Here is a 20,774-nt window from a genome sequence, read left to right as displayed (position 1 = left end):
CAACTTCGTCGACCGCCGAGATCATAATGACGGGTATGTCGCGCAAAGCCATATCCGATTTCATGCATTCCAAGGCTTCGAACCCATTCATGCCGGGCATCATGATATCCAGAAGAACCAAATTAAATGAGGTCTGGGCTAATTATTTCAGCGCTTCATGCCCGTCGCCGGCTTCAACAAGGTTGGAATATCCACAAAATTGCGATGCCGGAGCAACCCGCACCCTCGGTGCGGCTTCCGCTTTCTGTTACTGGTTACTGGTTGGGTCATGTTTTGGAATAGCAGGCGACGAAATGGCCGCTAGCCACCTCGCCTGTGGAGCTGCAGCCATGAAGGTGAATCACATTTTTCGCCAGATCTATCCCGACAAGGTCCAGTTCCATCATTTTGCTGACCCCCGGATGACTTCCACCTCCAGAACCTACCAGACGTGAGATCAGGGAATGGCCACTGCATCAGAACCCTCTCAATTGCTATATGCCAGTGCGCAAATATACCCAATAGGGTCGGTGATCAGAACCATGTGCTTTGCGATCTACCCAAACACTTTCTACCAGGTGCGCCAATTCAGGAGTTACAAAACAGTAGTCAAGCCGCAAAGGCTCTGCAGGTGCTCGGTCAGGTGGATCGGGCCACCACGTGAAGCCCTCGCCGGTGGGTCGGTCCCTTGCAACTCGCCAGCTGTCCGCAAAGCTGTTCCAGTGCAGGTTGTGGCCGGTAGCCAGGTCGGGCTCTCCGGTGAGAGCAGTGTATTCCGGACTTTCTGGGACCATATTGAAATCGCCCACTAGGATAGTATGGTGCGGCAGATCGGGCTGCGGTTCACCCTGGGACCAGTCCATAGCATGGAAATTGGCCAGCTCGCTTGGGTCATGCTCAGGGGCTGAACCTGTCCAGGAACCGCCCCGGGCCTGAGTTCCTCGGTGCAGGCCGAGGAGATGTTGCACCTGCTGCATTTTTTCGCGTCTAGAGCTGGCGGACAGATGCAGCGAGTAGACCTGAAGCGGACCGTTCGGGGCGTCAAGGATGCATTCCAGTGCGCCAGTCTCCATACCAAAGCTATTGGTGGTTGCAATTTTTGGCAGCGGATGGCGGCGAACCTCCAAGATCCGGTATTTTGAGAGCAGCATTGGGCCGAACTGACGGCGTCGGTTTTCGACCCGCCCATCAACCTCGGTGCGGCTGGCATCCATATCAAAAGCCGGGAAGAAACTCCAGTGATACTCAGGCAACAGATCCGCCAACAAAGCAGGCTGGTCGGTCATACCGCTGCGTCGCCAATTACGTTCGACCTCTTGAAGGGCGATAACATCAGCACCGCGAACCGCGTCGGCGATCCGGGCGCAATCAAAGACTCCATCCAGGCCGAGCGTGTAACGGATGTTGTAGGTAACAAGTTTCACGTGGAGTGCCTAACATTAACCGGCAGACTGCCGTGACAGGCAACCCACCGAAGTCTCTGAGTATCAGTTTACAATAGCCACGTTTTTACCAGAGCGCCGTCGAACATGGTGCCACCGCCCGGATCACCTTCCCACCCGCCGATCTGTTCGCTGACCGCGTCGATGAAGTCGTTGAACATCGGGATGATCGCGCCGCCTTCGTCGCGCACCATAACGCCCATTTCGCGGTAGAGTACCGTGCGTTTCGCCGGATCTAGTTCGGCCTTGGCTTGCTGCAGCAGCGCGTCGAAGTCTTCGCGTTTAAAGCGGGTGTCATTCCAGTCGGCGTCGGATTTATAGGCGGTGGAATACATTTGATCTTGCACTGGGCGGCCGGCCCAGTACGAAGCGCAGAACGGTTTTTTGTTCCAAACTTCGGACCAATAACCATCGTTGGGAACCCGTTCGATCTGTAACGGGATACCCGCCTTGGCAGCACTTTGCTGGAACAGCTGCGCGGCATCCACAGCGCCGGGGAAAGCGGCGTCGGACACTCTCAACACGATCGGGCCGTCGTGACCGGATTTCTGGTAATAGTGGCGGGCCTGATCAGGGTCATAGGTCCGCTGTTCTATGTCTTCTGCAAACAGCGGGTATGCGGCGTTGATCGGCATGTCGTTGCCAACGCTGCCAAACCCTCTCAGCACCTTATCGACCATCTCCTGACGGTTTACGGCCAGTTTCAGCGCAGTCCTGAGATCGTTACTGGCAAAGGGCGGAGTATCATTGTGCATGACAAAGACGTAATGACCACGGCCAGAGATGGTCTCAAGCCGCAGGCCGGACGCGCGTCCCAGCAGCTTTGCAATCTTCGGCGACACCCGGTTGATAAAATGTACCTGGCCGCTTTGCAGCGCGGCGGTGCGGGCAGTGTCGTCGTTCAGAACTAGGATCTCAATCTCGTCGGCGTGGCCGCGACCCTCATCCCAGTAGTTGGCAAATTTCTTGAATGCGTGGCGGCTTCCAGGCTCGTTGAGCTCGACCGTATAGGGACCGCAGCCCACGCCTGCCGCGGGCGCCCCTATTCCACCATCGGGCTGCACCACCAAGTGATAATCGGCCATCAGATAGGGCAGGTCAGCGTTTGGCGTATCCAGAGTGACGCTGAAATACTCACCATCAGTCTTCATCGACTCGATACCGCGCACAATTCCAAGCGCTCCAGACTGGGACTCCTCATCCGAGTGACGCTGCATGGTCTTCAGCACGTCTTCCGGCGTCACCGTCTTGCCATTGTGGAACTCTACACCCTTACGGATCTTGAAGGTCCAGGTTCTGGCATCATCACTGGCTTCAACCGATTCCGCCAGCCGAGGTACAATCTCGCCCTGCGGGCTGACCTCCACAAGCAAATCGCCAAAGGCAGTAAGAACATTTGCAGTGACAGAACTGGCCGAGAGCGCCGGGTCCAGGCTGTCGGTGCTAGCGCCGCCCTGCAAGCCCGCGCGGATAAACCCTCCTTTTTTTGGTCCCTCTGCGCGCACCGCAGAAGCCAGCATACTGTTTGCCGCGGCCGCAGCGAAACCCAGCGCGCCGACGCGGCCGATGAATTCTCGGCGGCTCATGAAGCCTTTTGTCACCCGTTCGACATAGTGTTCGATAATGTCAGACATGTAGATCCCCTGGCAGCTGCGCTTGCCCGTCCGGCAGGCAGAAGCAGCCCTCTTTCCGTTAAGCACCCAAATGCGGGCTGGCAGAGTTGTATTGGCAGAAAATGGTTTTACCTTCTACGTCCATTTTGGTTAAATATTGCAAACCATTTGGAGTGAACCGGTGTCGGAGCAAACCAAGCACATTGCACCGCTGCCCTTTCTGAAGTTGGACCGTGAGGGCGGCGCTCCACTTTACCTGCAACTTGTTCAACAGCTGCGCCGGATGATCCAGAGCGGCGACATCAAGCCAGGGCAAAAACTGCCCTCGACCCGCTGGCTGAAGGACCATCACGGCATCGCCCGTAGCACACTGGTTGCAGCCTATGAGCAGCTGAGCAGCGAAGGTTATCTTCAAAGCCGAACTGGGGCAGGGACTTTTGTCAATCCCGAGTTCCAGGGGTTGCATTCAGACAACGACTGCTCTGCAGAAGCTGGCAGCTCTCCTCGGCTGTCGCGCCGAGGCATTGCAGCGACGGAAGGGCTTGATCCGTCCTATTTGGACCCGTTGCTTATTAGGCCGTTCATCGCCAACGTGCCGGCCATAGACTTGTTCCCTCATAAGATCTGGGGCCGGATCGAGAACCGGATTCGCAACCGGATGAACCGCGCGATGATGGCCTATGGCCAGCCGGGAGGCTACCCACCACTACGCGCCGCGATTGCGGACTACGTGCTGAACCGGCGCGGGCTGAAATGCAACCCGGATCAGGTAATTGTCACTAATGGCAGCCAACAGTCCCTGAATCTGATTGCCGCGCTTTTGCTAGATCCAGGCGAAAAAGTACTGATGGAGGATCCCTCCAGCCCAATTGTGCGCCTCAGCTTTATGGCCCAAGGTGGGGATGTGGTGCCAATCCAAGTGGGCGAAAGCGGTGCAATGGTACCGTCGGAAAGATCTGACTATCGGGACGCACGGCTCGCCTATCTGACGCCGTCCTGTCAGTACCCATTAGGAACAGTTATGCCGATTGCGCAGCGGCTAGACTGGATGGACTGGGCCAGCCGCTCGGGCGCATGGCTGATCGAAGACGATTTGGATAATGAGTTTGTGTTCGGAGGCCGCCCCGACCCAGCGATTTATTGTGACGACCGGCAGAGGCGCACCCTCTATGTCTCCAGTTTCAACAACGCCTTGTTCCCGTCGCTGCGGCTGGGTTTCATCATTGCCCCCCAGAAGCTGGCTAAACAGCTAATGGCGCTGAGCACGATCACCGACCGCGGCCCCAATACTTGGCTGCAGGCAGTGCTGGCAGAATTCATTGAACAGGGCCACCTCAGTAGTCACATCAGGCGTATGCACAGCGCATATACACGCCGCCGCAGGGCGATGCTCAGCAGCTTCGCCCAAATCTCCAGCTCGCTGGTTTCGCCGCGCCAGAACACCAGCGGGTTGCGGGTCATTGCCGATCTGCCCGAATTTATGCGGGATACAGATGTTCTCGAGGCGCTCGCTGGCTGTGGCTTGTCGGCTTACGCACTATCCTACTATTGTATGCGGCGAAGCGACCTTAATGGCCTTCTGCTTGGATTCGGCTGTACTCACGAAGATGATATTCCCGCAGCAGTTGAAGAGCTTTGTTCGTGCTTGTCTGGGATTCATCAGTAGCTTGCGGGAGTTGTCACGTTAACCTTCTCCCGGTAACTTGAGCCTAGATGTGTCGCAAACTTCTTGCGAGAGAAAAGTTGGCCATTCCAATGGCACGCTTTTCCTACGAGGTGCGAGAACCGCTCAAATCCGACCATCCCTGAGTATAGGGACTGATGCTTCCCCCGAGCCGCGTCTTGTTTTGTTTGTCGCCCTTCGTGGATCCTCCGTTTTCCTGAACTTTGCGACGGACCACTTCAGTGGCAGAGGATCAGCAACACTCTCGGAACGGGAGGTTCCGAATTCAGCAGGCCTTCATTTTTTGTTGGCTAATGGAAGCGCCGCGAGTGTTGGGCAACCTTCTGATGATATTGGCGTAAGAGATTTTTTCCAGGTCGCAGAGAAAGGCACCTGGCGAGGAAACCGCAAGAATATCTCCTGCAATAGGTTCGAAATCTGCTCGGAAATGAGTGGTGCTCTTTACGCAAATCACTGAATAGACCGTGGGATTTAGCCCTATATGAGTAAAATGTGCGCGATCCAGACATTGGTTTCGCACGCTTGTGACGACTAGGTCAATTTCGGCCTCGTGCCCAACCAAGCGTAACGCGGCCGTCTTGCCGAGCGTAGCTACACCACCGCCATACATTTCTCCGGTGTAGCGGCAAGTGCCATCACCCAAAGCAAGGACTTCAAACTCTGCTTTGACCGGAACGTGACCAGCCAGGTTGGACTTTGCACCGATTGCCAGTTCAACCAATGCCCCTTCTCCAGCCTCATGGGCTTGGATTGCACTTTCCGGGTCGTGGAACAAACCCATCAAGACACTCTTTACACCGCCGTCTATCAGTGCTGCCAACAATCCTGTGGTATCTGAAGTCCCACCCGCACCTGCGTTATCCTGAACGTCCGCGAGAACAACGGGTTTTTCCCGCCTCTCGCGACATTTCGAAACGACTTCCTCCAGAGAAAACATCGAACAATCAAGATCCGCTTCGCGGGACAAAAACAAGTTGACGATTTCTTCAGCGGCAGTGGCAGCTTTCTGGGTTGTGGCTGCGTAGGCAAGACAAGACGGACCGGTGTCGGGAAAGTCTGCCGCTGTGAAACCAAGAGCGATCTCTGCCAGAACTTCCTGCTGCTCCAACATTGCTGGCAATTGATAGATTTCGTTAAATGGCGCGGAGCCCGTATGTTGCGCATGCAGGGGGATGAGATATGGCACCGGCTGGAACACCTTGTATAGTGTTTCGCCCGCTAACAATCGCTGCAAGACACGAACGCATCGTGCGCCCGTTTCCGCCATATCCAAATGAGGATAGGTCCTGAAAATAGACAAATAGTCCGCATATTCGACCATCTCAGCAGAGATGTTGGCATGCAAATCCAAACTTGCGACAACTGGGACTCCAGGGCCCGCAACTTCACGTATACGACGCAGAAGCTCTCCTTCACCATCAGCAAAGCTTTCGGTGACCATTGCCCCATGGAGATCCAGATAAACTCCGTCAATGTGGCCCGCATCCCGGATTCCATCCAACAACATCCCGCAGATGGTTTCGAATGCATGGTCGGTCACGTGTGCGGACGGCTCGGCAGAGCACCAAAGGATTGGTACAACTTCAAACCCTGCCGTCGCAGCGGCCTTGGCAAAACCTGCGACGGGTAGGTTCATACCAGTTGTTTCCAAGACCACCTGCGCACCATGCAACATGCCCGGCCAGGAATCTGCCATCTCAAACTCGTGCAAACCGGCCTTTGTCACACCAAAGCAGTTGGTTTCATGCTGAAACCCTGCGATCGCAATACGCTTGGTCGTCATTACGTGTGCTCGATTTCTTGTTCGGTATGCGTTGCCGCAAAAACACTTTGACCGTAGCGGATCGTTTCAAGCACCAGCGTATCTGTCAGGCGCTCCGGATCGTGCAACGGATTGCGCGAAAGGACAACCAAATCAGCAACTTTACCCGGTTCGATGGATCCGCGCTGATCCTCTTTGAACACCTGCCAGGCGGCGTCGATGGTCTGGGCGCGCAAGGCGGACAGAACGCTGATCTTCTGATCCTCGCCGAGCACACGGCCTGAACCGGATTTCCGATTCACCGCACAATGAGCCAGATGGATCGGACGTGTTGGCGTGACCGAGGCATCGTTGTGGATCGTATATCGCACGCCATACCGTTCGGCTGACGCCGCCGGCGATATCCGCTCGGACCGCTCAGGACCCAGGAAAGTATCGTAATGGCGATCCCCCCAAAAAAATACATGAGCAGGAAAGAAACTGACCGTAAGGCCTAGCTGAGCCATACGTTCCAACTGGTCATCCCGCAGGGCCTGACCGTGGATAATGGTGTGACGATGATCTGCGCGAGGATGCGCACGAAGTGCTTTTTCGACTGCATCGACAAACATCTCGGCACCAGCGTCGCCATTGCAGTGGCAATGAATCTGCAATCCCTTGCTATGGAGCCTGATGACGTCGGCGTCCAACTGTTCTTGAGAAGTGTAAGTCATCCCGCATGGGTGATCTTGATTTGTAGGCTTGAAATACGGGGCAGACAGATACGCGGTTTGCAACTGAAAGGCCCCATCGGTGAACAATTTGCGCGGACCCAGTGCAAAATGCGGGTTTCCGGGCCAGTTCGAGCCGATCCAGTGGGCAGACAACTCGGGCTCCAGACTTCCGACAGGTAAGAGCTCTATGTCAATTCCTGGGTCCTGATCCGCAGGCAGGCTGGCGAAGTGGTCCAACATGGTTTGCGACGCCCAGGCATTCTGGGCGTAGGTCACGCCGTGAGCCAGGTATTCCTCGCGACTGGCGTCAAAGCCTTGCCAAAATCTTTCGCGGTCGATCAGGAAATCAGTATCCCCCATCTCACCCATGGCCGATAACCCCTCGATCAATCCGGTCAGGGCTCCGGTTTCTGGGTCACGGCCAAAGCGGCCGCCCTCTGGATCAGGTGTTTGACGGTTTACCCCCCGCCTCTCAAGCGCAAGTGAATTCGCCACGCCATTGTGACCCGACGCATGAATAACCCAGATAGGATGACGCCGTGACACACCGTCCAACTCGGCCCGCGTCGGCATGCGGCCTTCGAGAATGGACGTATTGTCAAACGACACACCCATGACCCATTCACCTTCGGGTGTTGCGTTGGCCTTTTTCCGGAGTCTGTCCAGCGCCTCCGACATTTGCCTGCAATCCCCTAAAGGAGGCGACGACAGGTCAACACGAAACAGCCGGATAAACCCAGAATCCGGGAAATGTCCGTGCGGGTCGATAAACGCGGGCATCAGAGTACGACCCTGAAGGTTGTATTCCTGTGAATCCGAGGGCATGCGCGCGCGCAGGTCAGCCTCAGCACCCACTGCCTGAATTATGTTTCCTTCGGTCAGAACAGCCTCTGGTGAAGAGTTCTGCGCATCCATAGTCAGGATAGTGCCGTTAAAATAGAGTGTGCTTGGCATCGAATTTCCTATTACGACAGCGGGGCCAGACAACGCAGCCCGTGACCGCCGTCCACTTCCCATTCCGGGGTCTGGGTGCAGATGTCCTTGGCAAAAGGACAACGTTCGCGGAACTCGCACCCGGAAGGGCGCTGGAGCAGGCTGGGTGGCTCACCTTTGAGGGCGATCCGCTCCAATCGCGCGTCCGGATCGGGCTCAGGGTTCGCACTCAGAAGGCAGCGCGTATAGGGGTGACGCGGGTCGTTGAAGATTGCCTCAGTCGAGCCTTCTTCGACCAAACGGCCCAGATACATGATGCCCATTCTGTCGGCCACGTGGCGCACAACGCTGAGGTTATGCGTGATGATGACCATCGCCAGCCCAAGCCGCTCGCGCAGGTCGTTGAGCAGGTTCAGCAACTCGCCCTGTACCGACACATCAAGACCAGCGGTAGGCTCATCGGCAAGGATCAGCTTGGGTTCCAACGCCAGTGCGCGGGCGACGCCCACACGCCGTGCCTGGCCGCCAGATAACTGATAAGGATATCGGTCTGCAAAATGCGTGGGCAGGTTCACCATCTCCAACAGGCGTTTGGCCTCGGCATCCAGATCGCGGTCTTTCATGCCCTGAATGCGATAGGGTTCGGTGATCAGGCTACGGATCGTCAGGCGTGGAGACAGGCTTCCGACCGGGTCCTGAAACATCATTGCCATGTCTTTGCGCAGCGGACGCATGACACCTTCCGGCACGCCCCGAATTTCTTGGCCTTCGAATGTGACCGAGCCTTCCTGCGCGGGCGCAAGACCTGCAATGGCGCGAATAACCGTTGTTTTGCCAGAGCCGCTTTCGCCAACCAGCGCGTAGGTCTCGCCGGGTTTTACGGTAAAGCTGACACCCGCCAGTACATTGACCGGGCCATAGCTGGTTTTAAGATCCGCGACATTCAGCAAGCTCATGTGGTGACCTCCTCGTGGTTCAGCCAGCATGCGGCTTGGTGGCCTTCTTTCAATTGTTCAAGCGGCGGCACTTCGGTGGCGCAACGCGCCAAGGCTTGATCGCATCGATCCCGGAAAATGCACCCCCCCGGCAGGTTGGCCAGATCAGGCACTTCACCGGGGATGGTAGGCAATACGCGGGCGCGCTCCTTGATGTGACCGGGGTCGCATTCGATCAGACGGCGCGTGTAGGGGTGTTTGGGATTGTGGAATATCTCACGCACGTCCCCGCTTTCGACAACCGCACCGGCATACATGACCACCACCCGGTCACAGAGTTCCGCGATCACGCCCAGGTGGTGCGAGATAAACAGAATGGCACAGTGAAACTCGCGCTGCAGCTCTTGCAGACGCTCGATGATCTGCACCTCAAGCGTCGCATCCAGTGCCGTCGTCGGCTCATCTGCAATCAATAGGTCGGGTTCGGACATCAACGCCATCGCGATAGCGATCCGCTGGCGCATCCCGCCTGAGAATTCATGCGGATATTGCTTCAGGCGCGCTTCGGGATCGGGAATGCCAACGGCGCCCAGCATCCTGGCCGCGCGGGCCAGCTTGTCCGCCTTTGGCTCTTTGGAGCGGTGTTGAATGTCCAGCATCTGCTGCCCGATGGTCAGAACCGGATTATGCGTTTGCATCGGATCCTGAAAGACAATGGATATATCCGCACCGCGCAGGTCTCGCATCTGACGCTCGGAAGCCTGCAACAGGTCCTGCCCCTTGAACCGAACCTCACCTTGGCGAAACCGCGTATTCGGCGCGGTCAAACGCAGGATGGATGAGATCAAGGTGGATTTGCCACAGCCGGATTCCCCGACAATGCCAACAATTTCACCTTTGTTCACGTTGAATGTGATGTCCCTCAGGGCCTTCAGGTCGCCACGGCCTGTTTCGTAGTCGACGCTAAGGTGGTCGATTTCCAGAAGTGTGTCGGTCATCGCTGTTTCCTCAGTTTCGGGTCAACCACGTCGCGCAGGCTTTCGCCCAGGAACGTGAAGCCTAGCGTTGCCAGAATGATCGGCAGGCCCCCGCCAACCACCAGCCAGGGCGTTTGACGGATCAAGGAATAGCCATCCTTCAGCAAGGCACCCCAACTGGGTGTGGGGGGTTTTACACCCAAACCCAGAAAGGACAGTCCGGCCTCAAGCGCGATGACCGTGGGGATATCCATGGCCGCCAGCACAGCCAGAACGCCGATGATATTGGGCAACATATGCACGCCCAGAATGCGCGCCATGTTGGCCCCCATCGAGCGTTCGGCCAGTATGAACTCGGAGTTGCGCAGCGTCAGCGTCTGGGTTCTTGCCACGCGCCCATAGGTTGGGATCGAGGTTGCCATGACCACGAACACCACGGTCTGCAGGCTGGGTCCGACCAGCGCCACAACGGCCAGCGCGAACATCACTGTCGGAAAGGACCGGATGGTATCGAAGAACAACATCAGAAGGTTGTCCAGCCATTTCGGCCCGTACCCGGCAATCATGCCCAGCGTCAGGCCAATCGCCATCGCGCCGAAGACCGCAGGCAACGCCACCTTAAGCGCAACCTGGCCCCCAGCGATCACACGCGAGAACGTATCGCGGCCAAGCTGGTCGGTACCCAAAAGGTGGGCAGCAGACGGCCCTTGCATGCGGGATTTGATATCCATCGCAATCGGGTCGTAGGGCACAATCCAATAGGCGAAGATGGCGCAGAACACGATGATGCCAACGATGATCAACCCCATAAGGCCAAGCGGGTCACGGGCGACTCCGACTATGATCTGACCCAGTTCGGAACGAGACTTTTCCATTGCTCCCCCTCCTTAGTGTGCCGTGCGGGCGCGCGGATCGAGCAACGCATTGATCAGATCAGCCAATGCGGTCGACACCACGAACAGAGCCGTTGATATGAGGACAGAGCCCATCACAATCGGGTAATTGCGCGTGGTGATACTGTCGATGACCAGCTTACCCAGCCCCGGGCGGGCAAAGACAATTTCGGCAAACACGGCGGAGCTGAGCAGAAAGCCCATACCCACACCGATCACAGTGACCACGGGCAGAATGGCAATGCGCAACGCGTAAACCATCACCACGCGGCGTTCAGCGATCCCAAAGGCGCGGGCCGTGCGTACGTGACTTTCACCCATCACCTCAAGCATCGAGGCGCGGACCAGACGGGCAATATAGCCGACCCAGCTGAGCCCGATGGCAAAGGCCGGCAGGACAAGATGATCTAGACGGTCCCAAAACCCTTCGCCTGCGCCAATGGCAGGAAACCATTGGAGATGCACGGCAAAAACCAGAAGCGCCAGAAGCGCAACGACAAAGGCCGGAGCGGCCACAAAGCTGACAGAAACCGCAGCGGCGATCCGATCAATCACAGTATTGGGATGTGCGGCCGCGTAGGCACCAAGCGCAATGCCAAGGCTTGCGGACCACAAGATCGACGCGAAAATCAGTTCCAGAGTGAATGGCAATTGCTGGAACACAATCTCAGTCACGGAACGGCCCGAGAAGACATCGGTTCCAAGGTCACCCTGAATAAGATTCCCATAGAAGATCAAAAGTTGTTTCCAGATCGGTTGATCAAGCCCCAGCGCGGCTGTGAGCTGAGCCTGAAGTTCGGGCGTGGCGCGCGGACCAAGCATGATCTGGACCGGATCGCCCGGCACGGCGCGGATCATCAGGAACATGACGGTGACCGCCACGAACAGGATGAGCAGCGACAGCCCGAAGCGACGGGTTGCGAAATTCAGCATGGCTAACTGGCTCCTTGTGGCTTGATGGCGTTGTTTTTGGAACGGCGAGCGTCACGCGCCCGCCGTATCCGGTCGACCGGGGGACTTCAGGCCGCCTTGCCGAAATAGCGAAGCAAGGACAGGCCATCGGGGCGCAGCGCAGGTATGACACGCGCGCTGTGAATGACCGGTGTCGCCTCATGGGTGATGAAGCGATAAGCGCCGCTTTCTTCCATAAGGTCCTGGGCTCGCTGGTACATTTCTGCCCGCTTTGCGATGTCAGTTTCCGCAGCCGCGGTTTCATGAATTTCGTTGAATTCAGGACTGTTGAAACGTTCCCAGTTCCATTTGCCGATCTGTTCGGGCGTGAACCACGACGTCGCATAATACGGGTCCGGGGTCATCGAATAACGGTTCAGAACAAGCTGCAGGTTTTCATTGTCACCAGACGCCCAGAACGCACCGGATTCCAGAACGTTCACTTCAACCGTGATCCCGATCTGTGCCAGCGTCGCCTGAATAATCTGGGCGGTTGTCGTAAAGGTCGTCTTGTTCAGCGTGTCGAGGGTGAGAGTGACATTGGTTTCACCGGATTCCGCGAGCAACTGCGCCGCTTTCTCAAAATTCGCAGCCGGTGGCACAAGCGAAGAAGGTCGATGCCCGGCAAGGCCCGGCGCGATGATGCCGGTCGATGGCTTGGCAGCGCCAAAATATGCGGCCTCGAGAATGCTGGGGACATCCACCGCGTGCTGAATCGCTTGCCGCAGTTTTTGATTTTGCAGCTTCGGATGCTCTACGTTCATTCCCATCCAGACATAGTAGAGCGAAGGTTTCTCTACCAGTGAACCACCATTTGGAACCCCGGCGCGATAACGCTCGACCGAGCCTAGCGACACGCGGGTTACGTCCAGCTCACCCGCCTCGAACGCAATCTCGGCCGTGTTTTCATCGTCGATCGGATAGATCTCGACGGTATCCCAGGTGGGGGCATCCCCCTTCCAGTTTGGGTTGCGCTTGAGAACCGTCTTTTCCTTGGGTGACCAACTATCCCGCAGGTAAGGGCCTGACTCCGCAACCGGGTCAGCCCCGATCCGGCCACCGGCGGCTTCGACCGCTGATTTCGAGACGATGTTGCCAGTAATGTATGGCAGGGCAATCGACCAGATTGGTGCGAACGGCTTATTCAGTACGATCGTCCCTTCGCGTTCACCGGTTACATCAACATGACTGAACGGTCCCAGGTCGGGCTTGTTCGGACTGTCGGTCGCGTCGTCCACGATCCGTTCCATGCTGAATTTGACGTCCTCGGCGGTCATGGCGCCAAATCCGTTGGTGAATCCGATATCGTCACGCAACGCGAACTTGATATGGGTCGGATCAACCTGTTCGATCATAGTCGCCGCATCCAGCTGCCAACCCCATTCCTCGCCTGGTTTGTACTGGATCAGTTTGTTGTAGATGGCGGCATGAACTTCTTCTTCCACGACACCAACAGAATGTGCCGGGTCCATGTTCTGCGCATCACCATAAGCCCGCACCCGCAGAACACCGTCATCTGCTGCAAACGCGCGGTTCGCCCATCCCATCGGAAGCGCTGTGGCCGCCCCAAGCGCGGTTGCGCCTTTCAGAAAATTCCTGCGACCAACATTGGCCTTTGTCCATTCGATCTTCATGGTTTCCTCCCTTGGATCAAGTCAAAGAAGCCCGCGAGGAACGGTTTCGGACCATTCCTTCGTCAGAACTTCGGTTTCATCGGCGCCTTCCGTGGCGCGTAGTCTGCGGTAGAGGTAGAAATTCTGCGTGTCGCAACTCATGCGGCATTCAGTCGAGATGGCGACCTGCCAATCCGCCCTCTCAAAGGTAAAATTCCAGGCAGTCTCGAAACGCGCGGCCGCGGGATCATCGGGATGGATACCGTAGTGCATTCGCACATCGCTGCCGACAATCAGATCGTGGTAGGGATCCCGCGTTTTACCGTAGTCATCAAAGGTCTCCAGAACCACTCGGCCGTCTTCTGTCACGCTACGTTCGGATTGCGCCTCAGGTAACCGCAGTTGCTCGGCAGCCAAAACCGGAAACTCCTGCGCAGAACCGGGTTCGGAGGCTTGGATTTCGTTCGTGACTTCACGCACCGGTAAATGCAGAGCACAATCCTGCAAATGCAAAACCACCTTGGCAGATTGCGGCGCCGGCCAGATGATCGGCCAGTAAGACGTTGACAAGGCCAGCCGCAGCACATGACCCTCATGCAAACGGTGCGCGCATTCATTCAGGGCAATCTCGGCCTCGTAAATCTCCCCCGGTTGCAAGATTTCGGGCGTTTCGTGACTACGGTAATGGCAGAGGTTCAGCGATCGATAGCTGATGCGTTGTGAAACACCTTCCGGCGACACATCGCACAGTCGCGCGACAAGCTGGGCCACGGGTCGGTCCACTGAGAACTGAAATTTCAGTCTTGCACGCCCCAGCAACTCCAACGGCTCATGCAACGGCGCGCTGTCAAAGCAAACCGACAAGGCGTCATCACTTGACTGATCCCCGGCCAGTTCGTTGTCGATCCGCATACCAGCGCAAAAGTATCCGCTTTGCATGCCAATCTGGCAAGGCGATGCGATAACTACGGAAGCTGCGCTTGGGCTTTGGGAAAATCCGCCAGTGGTCAAATGCCAAGTCTGTTCATGCACGTGCGGCGACGGCCAGATAGCTTCTGCAATCCAACGACCTTGCCGAGGGCTATTTTGCGGCGCCGGGTCAAAGTGTTCCTGCATGTATGTCCGATAGGCTGGCAGGTCCTCGGCACCATTTTCTTGCCCTCTCAACCAGCGATCAAACCACCCGATTACTTCAGAATGAAAGTCTGCGGGATCAAGCTGCGAGATATGAGGATAGCGGTGCTCCCATGGCCCAATGACAGCTTTGGTAGGTGCCGTCAGATTCGCCGCCAATGCTGGAGGCGCATTTACATAGGCATCTGCCCAGCCGGTAATTGCCAAAACTGGAACTTGAATGGCAGACCAATCTTCGCAAACAGAACCGTGCTTCCAATATGAGTCACGCGTTTGGTGTCTTACCCAATCCGCAGCAGAGAAAGGGACGTCTTGCAGTCGAGTTAGCCAATCGTCCCGCCAGTCCGCACGAAGGTCCGGATCAGCCGGTCGGGTCAGATAAGCAAACATCTGACTGCCCCAATTCATGTTGTCACTCAGCAGGCACCCACCCATAAAATGGATGTCATCCGCATAGCGATCGACGGTCGAAGCGACGCTGATCACAGCCTTCAATGCCGGTGGTCGGCGAAAGGCCAGTTGCAGGCCGTTAAACCCACCCCACGATATCCCGATCATCCCGACATGACCGTCGCACCAGTCCTGCGCGGCAATCCAGGCTATGACCTCCTCGCCATCACGCAGTTCCTGCTCAGAATACTCGTCATCGAATTGGCCTTCGCTGTCCCCGGTACCGGCAATATCGACCCGGATGCAGGCATATTCTGCCTCAGCAAAAACTGTGTGCGTTGTTTCATCTCTGGGCGCAGTGCCGTCGCGTTTGCGGTAGGGCAGGTATTCCAGAATGGCCGGTGCAGGCCCTGTTGCAGGCAACCAGAGGCGCGCAGCGAGCCTGCGCCCATCGGAGAGAGTGATCCATGTGTTTTCGATGGTTTCAATCGGCATCTGGAAGCTTGTCTGTTACGAGCTGATGCTGAAGAAGAAACCAATTTGCAGGGAAAACAAATTGTGCGACCTTGTGCGAATTGATGCTATCTGTCGCGAGATAGCGTCAAAACGCGAAAGGTTTCTTCTGTGTCAGAGTATTTTTCTTCCAACCTAAGATCGTTGTGCGCAGAACACGGCAATATTTCACAGATTTGTCGTGATATCGGTGTCAACAGACAGCAATTTAACCGCTACCTGAATGGTTCAAGCCTGCCTTCGGCTCACAACATGCGCCGGATTGCGCGCCATTTCGACCTGACCGAAGCAGAGCTGTTCGCTGAATCTACGAGCTTTGAACAAATGCTCAAGGGCGCCCTGCCACAAGTTGATAAGACGCCTACAGACGCATTTTTGGATCCTTTTCGGGGTCAACAGAAAAACCTGAGGCGCTACGTTGGTTTTTACCATTCATTTTTTTGCACGCCATCCTGGGAAGGAAAGATCTTCTGCTCGTTGATCCGCCTTCAGGAAGTTGAAGGGCTTATCACAATCCAGTCTCGAGAAATTGCCACGTCACCAGACAAAAGCACGCACCAGATTTCGCGCTATGCTGGCTTGGTGACAATGCGCGGAAACAGGATATTCGTAACCGAACACGAGATCGCGCGCGAAGGCAGCGTTGCCAATACCATCTTGTACTCCGCACACCGTCAGCAGTTGAAGTATCTGCGAGGAATGACCATGGGCGTCGCGTGGCGCCCATACCCGCATCCCTACGCTGCCAAAACAATCTGGAAACGCTTGCACGAGCGTGTAACTGCGCGCGAGGCTATTGCCGCTTGCGGTATCTACTCAATCCAAAGCAATAGGATCGATCCAACAGTCAGGAAGCACCTGACCGAGGCCTGAAGCGTCGGATCGACATAGGCGAAGGCACAGTTTCCTCGGTACTGTATCCAGTTCGGATGGCACCTTCTCATCCGGGCTTCACCATGGCTGAGAATGATCGATTCTGCGACGTCAGTTGCAGCGCAGTGATATTTGTGCTGCTCCTACGAACCAATGCTGCGGCAACAATAGTAGCGCGAGCAAAAGTCGGGCCTGTTGTGATCGGCCCGCAGCCGGAATATCGAGTTGATCGTCCATCACAGTCCTACGTAGCTTTCGAAAATTGAGAGTAACGCAGGAAAGCGATGGCGTACCCAGACGGTGTAAGCGATGATCTCGCGCGGAAAAAGAAGCCCTTTCAAGAGAGCATTTTAATCGGCATTTGCATGCGCGAGGCGTAACCAGTTCACAACTCACTAACAGGTTGGCAATCAATGAGGAAAACATACTCGTGGAAGCGTATCAGTCTGCAATGAGCCGGAATCGGCCCCGTGGAAGGTGCCGGCGTTAGTGTCACGAAGAAATTGATCGAAGGGTGTTTTGAATCCCTGATCTGGCGCCAAGCAAGAGTCCCGGTTCAGAATTCACCGTGGGTCATTGGCCATCGGGTATCACCATGGTTTTTTCAGGCTCCCAACTGAGCCAGACCCGGCCGCCCTCGGTCAGTTCGGGGATGTCCTGATCTCGGGCAATCACCTTGAACACCTGTCCGTCGCAATTCAAGATACAGGTCGCCATTGCGCCAGCAAAGATGCGGCGCTCCAGAGTCGCGGGCATCTTCGACAACGTCGCATGGTCCGGTTCTTCGACCGAGATACTAATATTTTCCGGGCGCACAGCCAGCGTTGCATTCGCTGCTGTATTGGGCGGCAACTTAATACTGGCCGATTCCACACCAAGCACCCCTTTGCCACCCTTAGACAGAAAGTTCGCTTCGCCCAGAAATTCGGCCGTGAAAACATCCGTCGGATTGCTGTAAACCTCGCGCGGAGGACCAGCCTGAATCATGCAGCCGCTTCTGAGGATGCCGATCTTGTCGGATAGAGTGAGGGCCTCTTCCTGATCGTGGGTCACGAAAATAGTGGTGATGCCAATCTCGCGCTGGATGCGCTTGAGTTCAATCTGCATGTCGACGCGCAGCGCCTTGTCCAGCGCCGACAGGGGTTCGTCCAGCAGCAACACCTTGGGGTTGGTCACGATGGCCCGGGCGAGAGCGACACGCTGGCGCTGACCGCCCGATAGCTGATGCGGTTTGCGATCTCCGTGTTGGCCAAGCTGAACCAGATCCAATGCCTCGCCTACACGGCGGCGTTCTTCTGCCGCCCCGACTTTGCGCACGCGCAGACCAAAACCCACGTTGTCGGCCACGCTCATATTGGGAAACAGCGCGTAGTTCTGGAACATCATGCCGATGTCGCGCTTTTCCACTGGGACGTGTTCGACGGACGTATCGCCGATACGGATGGACCCACCATCGGTGAAGATGAACCCGGCGATCGCGCGCAACAGGGTCGTCTTGCCGCTTCCTGACGGCCCGAGCAGCGCAAAAAAGCCGCCGTTGGGAAAATCCATCGTGACATCGTTCAGTGCTTTCAGCGACCCGAAACTCTTGGTAACATTCTGGACAGAGACCTCGGCCATCAGCGTTCCCCTCCAAAGTTTGAGAACCGGGCCGCGAACAGCATCACGGCCATCGAAACAACAATTATGATCGTGGAGATCGCGTTGATCTCCGGGGTGAACCCTTTGCGGATCGACGTGTAAATCAGCACCGGCAGGGTGCTGTCTCCCGGTTCGGACAGGAAATATGACACGACGAACTGGTCAAAGCTGACCGCGAATGCAAACAGCGCCCCCGCAATTACGCCGGACGAAATCCACGGCAACGTTACACGGCGCGTCACGGTCCAGGCATCGGCGCCCAACGACCTGGCAGCCTCTTCAAGTGTGGCATCGAATGTGGACAGACGGGCGCTGACGACGACGATCACATAAGGCAGTGCCAATGCTACATGGCCGATAATAACCGACGGGGTCCCGCGCCCCAGCCCGACCCCGAAGAAAAAGATCAGCATGGCTGTACCAGTGATCAGCCATGGGATAGCGATCGGGGGAAACAGCATGACCTGCAAGAACCGTTTGCCCCGGAATTCAAACCGGAACAGAGCGACGGAGGCTGCCGTGCCCAGAACTGTCGCAATGATCGTGGTCACGATCGCAATCAGGACCGAACGGGTGGCGGCTGCGATGATCTCATCATTACCGGCCAAATCCTGATACCATCTGAGCGAGAATTCGAAAGGCAGCTGATAATATTGCGAGGCGTTGAAGGACATAAACGCCATTACAATGATCGGGGCATACAGGAAGAACAGGATCAGGCCCAGCCAGGTCTTGCCCAACAGCGTTAGGAAACGTCCGCTCATGTCTGTGCCCTCTTCAATACCGGGCTGGCTGCCGCGAGGATCAGCAAGACAACAGCCAGAAGGATGAAGGACAGGGCCGCCCCAAGCGGCCAGTTGAACACAGCTACGAACTGATCCTCGATCACGGTGCCGAAATAGGTGCCGACTCGGCCGCCCAGAATGCGCGGCTCCATGAACGAGCCGACAACCGGCACGAAAATCAGAACCGCACCCGCCAACAGCCCCGGCAGCGACAGCGGCAGGATGATGCGCCACAGGATCGTTAGCTTGCCCGCCCCCATGGAACGGGCCGCGTCGATCAGATTGTCGTCAATGGCCTGCAGGGCCAGATAGGATGTCAAAATCACGTAAGGCAAGTAGGAATGCACCAGCCCGATAACGATTGCGGGCGTAGAGAACATCAGGTTCACATCAACCTCGAAGGGCAGGATCGTGTTCAGGCCCAGTTCCAGAACACCGTTTCCGCGTAGCACGATCGCCCAGGAAAAGATGCGCACTAGCGAATTGGACCAGAAGGGCAGGATCACCAGCAGGAACAGCGCTTCACGCGAGCGCCCTCGGATCGCCTTGGCCAGAACATAGGCGCAGGGAAACCCAACCAACACGGATACGGCTGTGACCGTCAGACCCAGCTTGAGCGATTTCCACAGCAGCGTCGCATAGGTCGTGGTTTGGAAGAAGGCCTGGTAGTTTTCCGCCGTATGGTGCCAATCGGTATCGCCAAAGGGCACATCCGACAAGAAACTGAAATACAGCATCGCGGACAGCGGCAAGAAAATGGCCACTGTCAGCCAGAGATAGGCTGGGGAGAGCAGCCCGAAGATTTTCAACCGTTCCTGACTTGCAAGGACATTGGACATCTTCTTTTGCTCTCCCTTTTACCGGCGGCCGACCTATTGTGCCGCCTTCAGACCCTGCCAAAGTTCAAGGTATTTCTCGCGGTTTTCGTCCGAGACCGGGCGCTGGAACTGAACCCGCGCGACAATTTCTGGATCGCCCAGAATACGCTTGTTGAAGGCATCATCTGGCAGCGCAGCAGCAGCCTTGGCATTGGCGGAAGCCGGTGCACCCTCGGCAGCCCATTTCACATAAAATTCTGGGTCGATCATCCAGTTGATGAACTGATGTGCCGCTCCTTTCTTGGTCGATGATGCCGGAATGGACAGACCGTCGAGCCAACCGATCGCACCTTCCTTAGGCACGACGAACTGAACCGGCAGTCCGGCGGCCATCGACCGGCTTGCCGACCCCGACCAGAAAGTTGCAACATCAAGATCGCCTGCGGCCATGAACTGGTTCCAGTCGTTTTCCGAACCCCAATAGGTCTTGATCTGCGGCATCAACTCGGCAAGTTTGGTCTGAATTGCGCCCATATCGCTGATATTGTTGATGTCCTGACCCGTTGCGATGGCTGCGAACTGCACTGCTTCCAACGCGTCGTCCCGGATCGATACTTTGCCCTCATGGGCCTTGTCCCAAAACACATCGATCGAATCCGGCATCTCATCAAACTCGCCAGTATTGACCGCGAACGAAGTCAAGCCCCAGGTCCACGGTACGCCGTGCAAGGCACCACCCGTATTCAGGTCTTGATTGCCGGACATGTTCTCGGGCACGTCCTTGAGGTTTTCGACCAGTGTCACGTCGACAGGGCCGATCAGGCCTTCTTCCTGCGCTTGTGGCGTAAAGGCGGCGTTGATCAGAACCACATCGTAGGCGCCCGGATTTGTCCGCAATTTCGTAAGCATTTCCTGTTCGGAATTGAAATACTCATGAACTACCGTATGGCCAGTTGCTTCCGAAAACGCGTCGACAGCCCAGTCCAGATCTGTGCCATAACCTTGCCAGTTCAGCACCCGGATTTCATCGGCGATCGCGGACGTTCCGAAAAATGCGACAGTTGTCGCCAGTAAGATTTGCTTGTTCATTTTGACCTCCCAGTCAGTCGCTATCGGATATTCTCG

The 20,774-nt window shown here is 56.4% G+C and carries 17 protein-coding genes; 2 read left to right on the top strand and 15 right to left on the bottom strand.

Annotation, left to right across the window (positions count from 1 at the left end; all coding sequences use genetic code 11):
- The 3 genes from ACR0AO_RS16465 to ACR0AO_RS16455 all read right to left on the bottom strand — a co-directional run.
- Window positions 1-91, bottom strand: a 91-nt coding sequence (locus tag ACR0AO_RS16465; RefSeq protein WP_480605638.1) for a hypothetical protein, incomplete at its 3' end; no start/stop codon positions are given.
- 382 nt (window positions 92-473) lie between these two features.
- A complete protein-coding gene (locus ACR0AO_RS16460) occupies window positions 474-1,403 on the bottom strand; it encodes an endonuclease/exonuclease/phosphatase family protein (protein ID WP_480605622.1) in 930 nt (309 codons plus the stop codon).
- A gap of 68 nt (window positions 1,404-1,471) precedes the next feature.
- Window positions 1,472-3,055: an ABC transporter substrate-binding protein gene (locus ACR0AO_RS16455; protein WP_480605619.1), complete on the bottom strand. Its 1,584-nt coding sequence runs from the start codon at window positions 3,053-3,055 to the stop codon at window positions 1,472-1,474.
- Window positions 3,056-3,215: 160 nt separating this feature from the next.
- On the opposite strand from ACR0AO_RS16455, the gene pdxR reads away from it, so the two are divergent.
- Complete coding sequence (pdxR, locus tag ACR0AO_RS16450; protein WP_480605617.1) at window positions 3,216-4,700, top strand: MocR-like pyridoxine biosynthesis transcription factor PdxR; 1,485 nt, start codon at window positions 3,216-3,218, stop codon at window positions 4,698-4,700.
- 283 nt (window positions 4,701-4,983) lie between these two features.
- Here the strand turns inward: pdxR and ACR0AO_RS16445 are convergent, their stop codons facing one another.
- The 8 genes from ACR0AO_RS16445 to ACR0AO_RS16410 all read right to left on the bottom strand — a co-directional run bounded on the left by ACR0AO_RS16445 (window position 4,984) and on the right by ACR0AO_RS16410 (window position 15,514).
- Window positions 4,984-6,501 (bottom strand): M81 family metallopeptidase, encoded by a 1,518-nt coding sequence (locus ACR0AO_RS16445; RefSeq protein WP_480605615.1) that lies wholly within the window; start codon window positions 6,499-6,501, stop codon window positions 4,984-4,986.
- A complete protein-coding gene (locus tag ACR0AO_RS16440; RefSeq protein WP_480605612.1) occupies window positions 6,501-8,108 on the bottom strand; it encodes an amidohydrolase in 1,608 nt (535 codons plus the stop codon). The genes ACR0AO_RS16445 and ACR0AO_RS16440 overlap by 1 nt, the downstream gene beginning before the upstream one ends.
- A gap of 50 nt (window positions 8,109-8,158) precedes the next feature.
- Window positions 8,159-9,082 carry an oligopeptide/dipeptide ABC transporter ATP-binding protein gene (locus ACR0AO_RS16435; protein WP_480605608.1) on the bottom strand — a complete coding sequence of 308 codons (924 nt, stop codon included), beginning with the start codon at window positions 9,080-9,082 and terminating at the stop codon, window positions 8,159-8,161.
- Complete coding sequence (locus tag ACR0AO_RS16430) at window positions 9,079-10,059, bottom strand: ABC transporter ATP-binding protein (RefSeq protein ID WP_480605604.1); 981 nt, start codon at window positions 10,057-10,059, stop codon at window positions 9,079-9,081. The genes ACR0AO_RS16435 and ACR0AO_RS16430 overlap by 4 nt, the downstream gene beginning before the upstream one ends.
- Complete coding sequence (locus ACR0AO_RS16425; protein WP_480605601.1) at window positions 10,056-10,913, bottom strand: ABC transporter permease; 858 nt, start codon at window positions 10,911-10,913, stop codon at window positions 10,056-10,058. Before ACR0AO_RS16425 ends, ACR0AO_RS16430 begins: the two co-directional genes overlap by 4 nt.
- Window positions 10,914-10,925: 12 nt before the next feature.
- Entirely contained in the window at window positions 10,926-11,864 is a 939-nt protein-coding gene (locus ACR0AO_RS16420) for an ABC transporter permease (RefSeq protein ID WP_480605598.1), read from the bottom strand.
- An 86-nt stretch (window positions 11,865-11,950) separates the two neighbouring features.
- The gene (locus tag ACR0AO_RS16415) at window positions 11,951-13,516 is read right to left on the bottom strand and encodes an ABC transporter substrate-binding protein (protein WP_480605596.1); all 1,566 of its coding nucleotides are present in this window, start codon (window positions 13,514-13,516) and stop codon (window positions 11,951-11,953) included.
- Window positions 13,517-13,537: 21 nt separating this feature from the next.
- The gene (locus ACR0AO_RS16410; protein WP_480605592.1) at window positions 13,538-15,514 is read right to left on the bottom strand and encodes a CocE/NonD family hydrolase; all 1,977 of its coding nucleotides are present in this window, start codon (window positions 15,512-15,514) and stop codon (window positions 13,538-13,540) included.
- A 129-nt stretch (window positions 15,515-15,643) separates the two neighbouring features.
- On the opposite strand from ACR0AO_RS16410, the gene ACR0AO_RS16405 reads away from it, so the two are divergent.
- Window positions 15,644-16,405: a helix-turn-helix transcriptional regulator gene (locus ACR0AO_RS16405; RefSeq protein WP_480605588.1), complete on the top strand. Its 762-nt coding sequence runs from the start codon at window positions 15,644-15,646 to the stop codon at window positions 16,403-16,405.
- A gap of 573 nt (window positions 16,406-16,978) precedes the next feature.
- Here ACR0AO_RS16405 and ACR0AO_RS16400 read toward each other — a convergent pair.
- The 4 genes from ACR0AO_RS16400 to ACR0AO_RS16385 are packed head-to-tail and all read right to left on the bottom strand — an operon-like array spanning window position 16,979 to window position 20,738.
- Complete coding sequence (locus ACR0AO_RS16400; protein WP_480605584.1) at window positions 16,979-18,025, bottom strand: ABC transporter ATP-binding protein; 1,047 nt, start codon at window positions 18,023-18,025, stop codon at window positions 16,979-16,981.
- Window positions 18,025-18,810 (bottom strand): ABC transporter permease, encoded by a 786-nt coding sequence (locus ACR0AO_RS16395; RefSeq protein WP_480605581.1) that lies wholly within the window; start codon window positions 18,808-18,810, stop codon window positions 18,025-18,027. The genes ACR0AO_RS16400 and ACR0AO_RS16395 overlap by 1 nt, the downstream gene beginning before the upstream one ends.
- Window positions 18,807-19,670 (bottom strand): ABC transporter permease, encoded by an 864-nt coding sequence (locus ACR0AO_RS16390; RefSeq protein ID WP_480605577.1) that lies wholly within the window; start codon window positions 19,668-19,670, stop codon window positions 18,807-18,809. Before ACR0AO_RS16390 ends, ACR0AO_RS16395 begins: the two co-directional genes overlap by 4 nt.
- A 33-nt stretch (window positions 19,671-19,703) precedes the next feature.
- Window positions 19,704-20,738 carry an ABC transporter substrate-binding protein gene (locus ACR0AO_RS16385; RefSeq protein ID WP_480605573.1) on the bottom strand — a complete coding sequence of 345 codons (1,035 nt, stop codon included), beginning with the start codon at window positions 20,736-20,738 and terminating at the stop codon, window positions 19,704-19,706.
- Window positions 20,739-20,774: the final 36 nt, after the last annotated feature.

This window comes from Ruegeria sp. AF8 (genome assembly GCF_056541825.1).
This window is presented reverse-complemented; position numbering and strand designations above follow the sequence as displayed.